At 62.9% G+C, this 10,551-nt stretch carries 8 protein-coding genes; 2 read left to right on the forward strand and 6 right to left on the reverse strand.

Translation table 11 applies throughout. The annotated features are described in order from the left end of the window. The 4 genes from xdhB to ACFFAR_RS13970 all read right to left on the reverse strand — a co-directional run. Positions 1-1,946, reverse strand: a 1,946-nt coding sequence (gene xdhB / locus ACFFAR_RS13955; protein ID WP_375508022.1) for a xanthine dehydrogenase molybdopterin binding subunit, incomplete at its 3' end; no start/stop codon positions are given. 55 nt (positions 1,947-2,001) lie between these two features. Next, positions 2,002-3,504 (reverse strand): xanthine dehydrogenase small subunit, encoded by a 1,503-nt coding sequence (gene xdhA / locus ACFFAR_RS13960; protein WP_375508023.1) that lies wholly within the window; start codon positions 3,502-3,504, stop codon positions 2,002-2,004. Between the two features lie 320 nt (positions 3,505-3,824). Further along, positions 3,825-4,334, reverse strand: coding sequence for a disulfide bond formation protein B (locus tag ACFFAR_RS13965; RefSeq protein WP_062170510.1), 510 nt, complete (start codon positions 4,332-4,334; stop codon positions 3,825-3,827). A gap of 95 nt (positions 4,335-4,429) precedes the next feature. Continuing rightward, entirely contained in the window at positions 4,430-5,806 is a 1,377-nt protein-coding gene (locus tag ACFFAR_RS13970) for an amidase (protein ID WP_174364047.1), read from the reverse strand. 283 nt (positions 5,807-6,089) lie between these two features. On the opposite strand from ACFFAR_RS13970, the gene ACFFAR_RS13975 reads away from it, so the two are divergent. Further along, on the forward strand, positions 6,090-6,341 hold the full coding sequence (locus ACFFAR_RS13975) for a DUF4160 domain-containing protein (protein WP_082771386.1): 252 nt from the start codon (positions 6,090-6,092) through the stop codon (positions 6,339-6,341). After that, on the forward strand, positions 6,325-6,786 hold the full coding sequence (locus ACFFAR_RS13980) for a DUF2442 domain-containing protein (protein ID WP_075359607.1): 462 nt from the start codon (positions 6,325-6,327) through the stop codon (positions 6,784-6,786). The genes ACFFAR_RS13975 and ACFFAR_RS13980 overlap by 17 nt, the downstream gene beginning before the upstream one ends. 65 nt (positions 6,787-6,851) lie before the next feature. Here the strand turns inward: ACFFAR_RS13980 and ACFFAR_RS13985 are convergent, their stop codons facing one another. Further along, on the reverse strand, positions 6,852-10,025 hold the full coding sequence (locus tag ACFFAR_RS13985) for an efflux RND transporter permease subunit (RefSeq protein WP_174364048.1): 3,174 nt from the start codon (positions 10,023-10,025) through the stop codon (positions 6,852-6,854). Between the two features lie 14 nt (positions 10,026-10,039). Next, the coding region (locus ACFFAR_RS13990) for an HlyD family efflux transporter periplasmic adaptor subunit (protein ID WP_174364049.1) at positions 10,040-10,551 on the reverse strand (512 nt) is incomplete at its 5' end.

The raw sequence follows: 10,551 nt of genomic DNA on the forward strand, positions 1-10,551 counted from the left end.
ATCGCCGCGCCGTACGCGAAATAGTAAAACGGCTGGCCGGTCAGCGTTTTTGAATCCCAGTTGACCTTGGGCGTGGCGTAGAAACCATCGGACCACAACTGGACACGCGCGAGATAAGCAGCCGCGACGAGTTGATCGAAGGGCATCTGGCCACCGTTCGATTCCACCACGCCATTGTGGAAACGCACGTCTTCCGGACGTCCGCCGAGTTGTCTTGCCGCCAGTTCCGCGAGCCGTGCGCGAACGGTGAGTGCGGCGGCTTCGGCCGCTTTACCGTTCAAATCGCTTCCCGTCGATGCCGCCGTCGCCGATGTATTCACGACCTTGGAGGTATCGGTCGCCGTCACGCGAACTCGCGATAACGCCACGCCCAATGCATTCGCCACGACCTGCGCGACCTTTGTGTTCAAGCCCTGGCCCATTTCCGTGCCGCCGTGATTCACGAGCGCGGAGCCGTCCTTGTAGACATGCACGAGCGCGCCGGCCTGGTTCAGGAACGGCACGTTGAACGAGATGCCGAACTTCACCGGCGTGAACGCAATGCCGCGCTTGAGCACGGGACTCGTCGCGTTGAATGCGGCAATCGCACGGCGCCGCTGCACATAGGCGCTCGTTGTAATCAGTTCATCGGTCAGAGGTTGAAGCACGTTGTCTTCGACGGTCTGGCCATACGGCGTGACGTTGCGCTCGCCGATGCCGTAGTAGTTCACGCGACGCACATCGACGGGATCGCGCTTCAACCGGTGCGCGATTTCATCCATCAAGACTTCCATCACGAGCGCGCCTTGCGGACCGCCGAAGCCGCGAAATGCCGTGTTCGACTGCGTGTTCGTGCGGCAGCACAGCGCGGTGATATCGACGTCTTTCAAGAAGTACGCGTTATCGAAATGGCAGACCGCGCGTGTCGCCACGGCGCCCGACAAATCCGCCGAATAACCTGCGCGCAATGCGATTTCCACTCGCGCGCCTTGCAGACGGCCGTCGTCATCGAAGCCGGCTTCGTAGGTGTAGACGGCGTCGTGGCGCTTGCCGGTGATCATGAAATCGTCGTCGCGATCGGCCCGCAGTTTCACGGGTTTATGCAGCAAATGCGCAGCCAGCGACGCGATGCACGCAAAGATCCCCGATTGCGATTCCTTGCCGCCGAATCCACCGCCCATCCTGCGGCATTCGCACTGGACGTTGTGCGTGGGCCAGTCGAGCATGTGCGCGACCAGATGCTGCATTTCGCTCGGATGCTGCGTCGAGCTATAGACGAGGATGGAGTCATGTTCCTTCGGGATAGCGTACGCAATCTGCCCTTCCAGATAGAACTGCTCCTGCCCGCCGACTTCGAATTCACCCTGGAGCCGGTGCTTCGCCGCCGCCATCTTTCCATCCGGATCGCCACGTTTCAAATGCAGCGGCGGCAACACGAATTCCTTCTTCGCCTTGGCATCGCGCGGCGTGAGAATTGCTTCGAGCGGTTCATAACGGATCACCTCTTCGCTTTTGGCGAGCGCGGCAGCGCGGCGCGCCAGATCGTGCGTTTCCGCGATAACCGCAAACACCGGCTGCCCGAGGTAATGCACTTCGTCTTTGGCGAGGATCGGGTCGTCGTGCAGCACGGGGCCGCAATTGTTCTCGCCGGGGATGTCGTCGGCGGTAAAGACGGCGATCACGCCGGGTGCGGCCAGAACGAGATCGAGGTTGATCGACACGATGCGCGCATGCGCATGCCGCGACAGGCCGAGCGCCGCGTGCAAGGTGCCGCGCACCTCGCCGATGTCATCCACATACGTGGCTTCGCCGCTTACATGCAGGTGCGCCGATTCGTGCGGCAAGCCGACGCCGATCGCGGCGCCCTCCGGCTTTTTAGCCGATGGCGCGTCGAAGGTTTCACCGGTGCGCGCCGTGATTTCGCTGTCGGCGGCGCTGTCGAGGAGGGGATCGGTACGCTTGTTCATCGCGTGGTCCTTGATGCTTGTGGTGCTGCGTTTATACGGCCTGTGAAAGATCCGCTTATTGCGTGTCGAACGCGAACGCGTTGACGTCGTGGAGTGCGAGCGGCTCGTTCTCGCGCGTTTCCAGGAAGAAACGCCAGAGCACGTTGCGCGCCACTTTGCTTCTGTAGGCGCTCGACGCGCGCATGTCGGTAAGCGGCTGGAAGTCGACGTCCAGCGCCTGCATGGCGGCCTTGACGTTCGCCTCGTTCCACTCCTGATTCACCAGGACGGCTTCGGCATTCGATGCCCGCTTCGGCGTTGCCGCCATGCCGCCGAACGCGAATCGCGCGGCGGTGACACGGGTGCCATCGAGCGTCACCGCGAACGCCGCGCACACGGCCGAGATGTCCGAGTCGTAGCGCTTCGAGACCTTGTAAGTGCGGAAACGCAATTTCGCCGATGGCAGCGGCACACGGATCGCCGCCACGAACTCGCCCGGTTCGAGCGCGGATTTCTGATAGCCGAGATAGAACTTGTCGAGCGGCATCGAGCGGGTTTTCATCGCACGCTGCAGCACGATTTCGGCGTCGAGCGCGATCAGCGCAGGCATGGAATCGCCGATGGGCGAACCGTTCGCGACATTCCCGCCAAGCGTGCCGGCGTTGCGGATCGGCCGCGATGCGAAGCGCGTCCACATCTCCGCGAGTTCCGGATAAATGGACGAGAGCGCGCCATACGCATCTTCCAGCGACGCCGCCGCGCCAACGGTGAGCCATTGAGCGTCGCGCGTAATGGACTTCAACTCGGCCACATTGCCAATGAAGAGGATATCGCCGAGATTGCGGAATTGCTTGGTGATCCACAAGCCGATGTCCGTGCTGCCGGCAAGAATCCTTGCGTCCGGGTGTTCGGCGCGAAGGCGGCCGAACTCCGCGAGCGTCACCGGCGCGTAGAAGGTCGGACGGCCGAACGCGGCGCCGCGTGCGTCGGGCGCCGTGTATTCGAACGTGTACTTGCGCTGGATGGATTGGAGTTGCTCTTTGAGCGTCTCGCGGTCGAGCGCCGAGCGCGGATATTCGAACATTTTCTGCGAAGCATCCACGATCGGCCGATACCCCGTGCACCGGCAGAGATTGCCGGAGAGGGCGGCGTTGATTTCGTCGCGGGTGGGCATGCCGGCGTCGCTGGGCTGATTCTGGTAGAGCGCCCACATCGACATCACGAAACCCGGTGTGCAGAAGCCGCATTGCGAACCGTGGCAATCGACCATGGCCTGCTGGACGGGATGCAGCGTGCCGTCCTTCTCGCGCAGATCTTCGACAGTGAAAAGCGCGCGGCCATCGAGCGTCGGCATGAGCTGGATGCAGGCGTTGACCGCCTTGAGCTGCGGTTGCCCGTCGCCATCCAGTTCACCGATAACCACCGTGCACGCGCCACAATCGCCCTCGGCGCAGCCTTCCTTGGTGCCGGTGCATTGGTCGTGTTCGCGCAAATGCTGCAGCACGGTGCGGGTGGCGGGTGCATCAAGCACTTCGCGGATTGCGCCGTGCTGAAAAAACCGGATGGTTTGCGTTGTCATATAGAAGTCCGAGACATTGCGGATCAGGCGCGCGTTACGCGAAATCGGCTTTGAAAGTCCGGCCGAAGAGCGCACGTGGATCGCCATCCATGAAACAAGATATCACCCCAATATCTTGAAAAGATTCCGGTGAGCGTATCCAGATCATGCGAGGAGCCGAATGAGGGCGGAACGCGTTCGGCGACGCGGGTGATCCGGGGCGAGGGGGAAAGCCCCGGATTCGAGGCGCAGCGGCCTGGAGCGGCCGGATTGCTTGGCTGACGCGGTTCGGGGAGTTCAAGGGCTCGGCGAAACACGGGGCCAGCGCCGAGGCCCGTTTATCAGGCTCGCAGCCTGCGTTTGGACCACAAACTTCCGGCGACGGCCAGAAACATTACAGTGAACCCGATCAGGCCCCACTGCGGAAGCGAAAGTCCGAGAATTGGCGGGTACGGCGTCTCGCACAAGCCTGCGACCTTGAACACCTGCGGCAGCCACTGCGCGGGCGGCAGGGAATCCACAAGGGGTTGCAGCGCATCGAAACCGCAACTGAAACCCGGATGCGCCTGGACATAGACGTGCCGCGCGGAAGCGACCACGCCGCCCAGCGCTGAGAGGACGACGAGCACCTCGAGCAGCGCGATCCCGCGCCAACCTCTGAACGACGCGCCAAGCAGCGCAAATACCGCGATCAGCACGAAGAAATAACGCTGGATGATGCAGAGCGGGCAGGGATCTTCACCTTTCACGAACTGCAGATAAAGCGCGCCGCCGACCAGTGCCAGGCTTATCAGCGCAAGCAGGACCAGTAGCCGCCGTTCGCGGCGAATTGCGCGATCGTCCCCGTGCATGGTGAAGTGATTCAATGAATTATTCATATTTCCGGTTGGTTCGAGAAAAAAGCACCTGAAGATGCGCATCCGGCGACGGAATTCTATCGCGTTGTTTATCGGGTGGTCTCAAGCACGGCTTCGACCGCGCGGCCAATGGAAAGCAGCACGTCGTCGCCAAATGGCGCGCCGGCCAGCATCAGGCCGACCGGAGCTTCGCCACGTGGATGGCAAGGCAGTGACAACGCGCAACTATCGAGGAAATTGAAGACCGACGGATTGCGCAAGATCAGTGCATTGATGCGGCCGAATGCTTCGTCGTCGTGTTCCAGATCGGCGATGCGCGGCGGCACGACCGGCACGGTCGGGCATACGATGGCGTCAAACCGCTGCCACAGCGTGCGCGCTTGCTCGATCATCGCGGCGCGTGCCTGCAAAAGGTCGAGATAATCGGCAGCTGTAGCCGGCGCGCCCTTCACGATCCGCGTGCGCACGCGGGGGTCGTACTGGTCGGCATGCGCTGCGAGCAATGGCCGGTGCCACGCATATGCTTCCATGGACGCGAAGCTGAAGCGGCCGATCTCGCCAAGCTGGTCGAGCGGCCCGAAACGCACGTCCTCCACCAGCGCGCCCGCCGCCGACAGATGCCCGATGGCGGCCGAATAACCGCTCGCCACGGTTTCGTCGACGCCGTCCATCACGAAGTTGGTCAGCACGCCGAGGCGCACGCCGTCGAGCGGCCGGGTTGCTGGCACGACGGCGTCGCGGCCGGCCAGGATCCTGTCGACCAACGCGCAGCACGCCACCGACAACCCGATTGGCCCGAACGAATCGAGCGTCGTGGACAAGGGCACGCCGCCTTGCGTGGGCACGCGCGCCGCGGTCGGCTTGAAGCCGGTCAGTCCGCAGAGCGCGGCCGGGATGCGGATGGAACCGCCGGTGTCCGTGCCCAGTGCAATGGCGGCCATGCCGTCCGCGACCGATGCCGCCGCCCCTGAAGACGAGCCGCCCGCGATGCGTTCGTCGCCCGCCACGTTGCTTCGATACGGCGAGCGCGGCGTCCCGTAATGCGGGTTCAGCCCCAGCCCGGAAAACGCAAATTCGCTCATGTTGGTTCGCCCGACGATCACGCCGCCGGCACGCCGCAACCGTGCAACGGCGACGGCGTCAGCCTTGGCCGGCGGTGCGTCCGCCAGGACGCGCGAACCCGCGCGCGTGACCTGGCCTTCGATATTGAAGAGATCCTTGATCGATATGGGAATGCCTGCGAGCGGCGAGAGCACGGTGCCGGCGCGGCGAAGTGCGTCATGCGCGTCAGCGGCGGCGCGGGCGCGGCCGGCATCGACCTGAAGGAAAGCGATCGCGCCTTGTCCGGCGGGATCTGCGATGCGTTCGAGTGCCTGTTCGACGAGCATCCGGCTAGTGGCCTTGCCGTCGCGAAGGGCTGCAGCGAGTTGCGCGAGGGGAGCAAATTGCGGCGAAGTGATGGGCATGTTCGACAAGATTCGGTGGCGTGAACTGGACATGGTGCCGGGCGGCGCGCGAGGGCCGACCGTGCCCGAAAGTGGCTGTCATTCTATGCCAGTCGGACCCTTCCGGTAGTTAATACTCAGCGGAAACGAGCGCGTTAGCCATCCGGCTGATAGCGGCGACAGGGCGGGTTCCTTAAGCTTGGATTTCCGCTACTGCGATCGTCTGCATGCGGAAAACAACAATGCCAGGAAAAACCCAAGCGTTTGGGTTTACTTGCGCGCTGCCAACGTATAGAGTGAACACATGCCAACGATTTTTCGCATCGGCGCTGCCCGCGTCGTGATTTATCTGAACGACCATATGCCGGCGCACGTCCACGTACTGGACGGGAACCAGCATGCTGTTTTTAATCTTCACTGTCCGAATGGACCGCCGGCGCTTGTCAGAAACCACGGTTTTTCACACGCCGCTGCAAACACCTTTGCCCGCCGGATGCAGAACGTGGTCGGCTCACTGTGCACTGAATGGAAAACACTTCATGACTGTTTTAGTTGAAATTACCGAACGCCAGATGCGCGAAGCCGAAGAGCGGGCGCGCAAGCACGTCACCGAAAATCCGGTAGCGCTTTCCGCGGTTTTCATTCCGGAGGACGGCCGGCTATCAATCGAGTTGTCGAACGGTGCGTCGTTCGCTATTCCCGCGCGGCTGATACAAGGTCTGGAACACGCATCGAATGAGGATCTCGAAGAAATCGAGATCACGGCTTCGGGTACGGGCCTGTATTTCCCTGCCGTCGACGCCGACATTCTCGTGCTTCCGCTGCTCGCAGGCGTAGTTGGATCAAGGTCGTTCATGGCCCGGCGAATGGGCAAGGCCGGCGGCGCGAGCCGCAGCGCTTCAAAGGTTGAAGCTGCTCGGGCGAACGGCGCTCGCGGCGGCCGGCCGCGCAAGGTTGCGGTACGGAGCGAAGAAGAGGGCTTGGTCCTGGCGAAAAAATAGCCTTGGGCGGCAATGGTTCCGCGCCGCCTTCGGCTTTATGGAAGGCGACCCGCAAGTCGTGCAAGTTAAAGCGGCCCCGTGCCCGTCGCCGGCTTTTCCTTGCGTCGCCATTTTCGTGAGGCCCACGCGCCGAAGTCGTCCAGCACCGTGTAGACCACCGGCACGACTACCAGCGTCAGCAGCGACGACGTAATCACGCCGCCAATCACAGTCTGCCCAAGCGGCCCGCGCTGCTCGCCGCCTTCACCCAGCCCGAGTGCGAGCGGCAGCATGCCGAAGATCATTGCGAGCGTGGTCATCAGGATTGGCCGCAGACGCACGCGCGCGGCTTCGAGCAACGCATCGCTGCGGGACATGGCGTGTCCCTTGCCGGAGGCATCGAGCAGACTTCCGCGCCGCGCCTGGTTCGCAAAGTCGATCAGCAAGATCGCGTTCTTTGTCACGAGCCCCATCAGCATGATGAAGCCGATGATCGAAAACATGTTGAGCGTGCTGCCGAACAGCAGCAACGCGGCCAGCACGCCGATCAGCGTGAGCGGCAAGGACGCCATGATCGCGAGCGGCTGCAGGAAGCTGCCGAATTGCGACGCAAGGATCATATAGATGAAGATCACGGCCAGCGCCAGCGCCTGCACGGCATAGATGAACGACTCGTTCATGCTCTTCGTGGAGCCGCCGAAGCGGTATCGGTAGCCGGCCGGAAGGTGCATGTCGTCAAGTGTCTTCTTGACGTCCGCGGCCACTTCGCCCGGCGAGCGCCCGGTCACGTTCGCCGATATCTCGACCTCCCTCGACAAATCCCGGCGGCTGATCACATCGGGCCCGGTGGTTTCGGTGATCGCGGCGACCTGGCGCAGCGGCACGAGCAAGGGCGCGCCGTTGGCATCGGTGCGGCTCGTAGCGATCATCAGCTTCGACAAGTCGTCCACGTTGCGCCGTTCGGCCGATGGCAACCGCACGCTCACATCGTAATCCTGATCGTCGGGCGCGCGCCACGTGCTGATGGCGTCTCCCGAAAGCAACGGGCGCAACGCCTGACCGACTTCCGCCACGCCGACGCCCAGGTCAGATGCGAGTTCGCGCCGGATATCAATGGCCACAATCGGCTTGTCGTCTTTCAGGCTCGCGTCCAGATCCACCAGGCCCGGAATCTTCGCAAGCCGGTGTTGTGCTTCGGCCGAAAGACGGCGCAGCTCGTCAAGGTTGTCGCCCTGAAGGCTGAACTGGACGGCTTTGTTCGACCCCGCGCCGTCCGACATGCCGATCTCGGTCACGGTAATCCCGGCGATGCTTTTCAGCCGGTCGCGAAAGACCTGATTCAGCTCCTGCACGCCGCGCGTGCGGTCGCGCCGCTCCTTCAAATGCACGGTGATCATCGCGTTGTTCTTGCCCTGCGCGTTGCCCGAGTTGATGGTCGCGTAGCTGTAGCGGACTTCCGGGTACTGCGCGAGTACGTTTTCGATTTGCCGGACCTTGTCGGCGGTAGCTTCCAGAGACGTCCCCACAGGCGTGTTCAAGCCGATCTGCGTCGTGGAGAAATCGGCGTTCGGCACGAACTCGGTGCCGATCAGCGGCACGAGAAACAGGCTGCCAATGAACGTCGCGGCTGCGACCACCAGCGTCGCCACGCGATGCCGCAGCGACCACCCGAGCAGCCGCTGGTAGAACCGCGCGAGCCGCTCCACGCCGTGCTCGAAGTACGCAAGAAAACGCGCCAGATATTTCGTGCCGCGGACATGCAGGGCAGGGTCCGGCCAGATCGATGAAAGCATCGGGTCGAGCGTGAAGGACACGAACATCGATATCAGCACGGCGGCCGCAACCGTCACGCCGAACTGATGGAAGAAGCGTCCGATAATCCCGCTCATGAAGCCGACCGGCAGGAACACGGCGACAATGGAGAATGTCGTGGCAAGCACGGCGAGCGCGATTTCCTTGGTGCCGTCGAGCGCGGCGGTGCGGTGATCGGCTCCAAGCTGGACATGGCGCACGATGTTCTCGCGCACCACGATCGCGTCGTCGATCAGCAGCCCCACGCAAAGCGACAATGCCATCAGCGTGATCACGTTGATCGTGAATCCGGCCATGTACATGAACGCGAACGTGCCGATCAACGCAATTGGCAAGGTGAGTCCGGTGATCACGGTGCTGCGCCACGAACCGAGGAAGAGGAACACGATTGCAATCGTCAGCAGCGCGCCTTCCAGCAACGTGCCCTTGACCTCGTTCACGCTGTTTTCGATTTCGCGCGATGAATCGTCGGTGACGTCGAGCTTCACGCCCGGCGGCAAGGATTTTTGGAGCGCCGCGACTTCGGCGCGGATCCCCTGAGCCACGTCGACGGTGTTCTCGCCCTGCGCCTTGATCACCGATAAAAACAGCGCCCGGTTCCCGTTCAGCAGCGCCATGCTGTCGGGCTCTTCCTGACCGTCGACAACTTGCGCGACCTGATCGAGCGTGACGGCATGGCCTGCATTCGAGGCGCCGCGCCGGGCGACGATGATCCGCTTGAAGTCATCGGGCGTCTGGAAGCGGCCCTTCACCTGCACGGTCTGCTCGATTCCCGCCGATGTCAGCGGCCCCGCCGGAATCTCCTGGTTTTCGTTCTGCACGGCGCGGATCACCTGATCGACGCCTACGGAAAGCGCTTGCAGCCGGTCGGGACTGACGTCGATGCGCACTTGCCGTTTCACGCCACCCACAATGCTCACCGACCCCACGCCGCGCACCGTCTCCAGGCGTTTTCGCACGATCTGGTCGGCGGTGGTCGTGAGATCGCGGGTGCTGAGCAGCGACCCCGGCGCGTTCGAAACCGCGACGGTAACGATCGGCATGTCGGCCGGGTCGTAGCGCAACACGCGCGGTTCCTTCACGCCGTCGCGCAGGTCGGGCCGGATCAGCGCCACTTTGTCGCGCACGTCCTGCGCCGCCTGCATCACATTCACGGACAGGTCGAACTGGACGATCACCACCGACAACGCGTCGTACGAGTGCGACGAGATCTCATCGATACCGCTGATCGTGTTGACCGCTTCCTCGACCTTGCGCGTGACATCGGATTCCACCGATTCCGGCGATGCCCCCGGATACGCTGTCTGCACGACAACAACGGGGAAGGTGATATCGGGGAACTGATCGACCTTCAACCGCTGATACGAAAAGAGACCGATCACGAGAAACGCCGCCATCATCATGGCGGCAAAAACCGGATTGTTGATGCTGATTCGCGTGAACCACATGGCGTGCGGCTCCGCTATTTGGAGGCGACGGGTGACGAAGCCGCGGCGCTTGTGCTTGAACCAACCAGCCGCACCTTGCTGCCTATACGCAACGCCCCGAGGTTGTTCTTCACGACCTGCTGACCTTCCTTGAGTGACGAGTCCGCGAGTTCCGTCCAGCTTGCACCGTCGGCGTCGCCGGTCGCGCCTGTCGTCACCGGGACTTCGACGAGCTTGCCGTTCGTGACTGCGTAGACGCTATGACGCGAGCCGTCCGTGCGGACCGACGTCGCCGGCACGACCATCGCATTTGCCGTGCTGCCGACGATCACGCTGCCGGTTCCGAACATGCCAACGCGCAAGGTCGATTGCGGATTGGCCACGCGCACATAGATCATGATCGAGCGCGAGCCGGCTTGCGCGGCCGGGTTGATGCGCGTGACCGTGGCGCTGACCGGGGCATCGATTCCATCGAAGCGGATGCGCACCGGCTGGTCGACCCGCACGCGCCCGATCTCGCCCACGGGCACGGGTGCTTCGAGTTCGA

Source organism: uncultured Caballeronia sp. (assembly GCF_964243625.1).
In the GTDB taxonomy this organism is placed as follows: Bacteria; Pseudomonadota; Gammaproteobacteria; order Burkholderiales; family Burkholderiaceae; genus Caballeronia.

Excerpts from the sequence above, each read along its gene's own strand:
- xdhA (WP_375508023.1), bottom strand. The coding sequence starts at position 3,504 with ATGACAACGCAAACCATCCGGTTTTTTCAGCACGGCGCAATCCGCGAA.
- ACFFAR_RS13965 (WP_062170510.1), bottom strand. The coding sequence starts at position 4,334 with ATGCACGGGGACGATCGCGCAATTCGCCGCGAACGGCGGCTACTGGTC.
- ACFFAR_RS13970 (WP_174364047.1), bottom strand. The coding sequence starts at position 5,806 with ATGCCCATCACTTCGCCGCAATTTGCTCCCCTCGCGCAACTCGCTGCA.
- ACFFAR_RS13975 (WP_082771386.1), top strand. The coding sequence starts at position 6,090 with ATGCCAACGATTTTTCGCATCGGCGCTGCCCGCGTCGTGATTTATCTG.
- ACFFAR_RS13980 (WP_075359607.1), top strand. The coding sequence starts at position 6,325 with ATGACTGTTTTAGTTGAAATTACCGAACGCCAGATGCGCGAAGCCGAA.
- ACFFAR_RS13985 (WP_174364048.1), bottom strand. The coding sequence starts at position 10,025 with ATGTGGTTCACGCGAATCAGCATCAACAATCCGGTTTTTGCCGCCATG.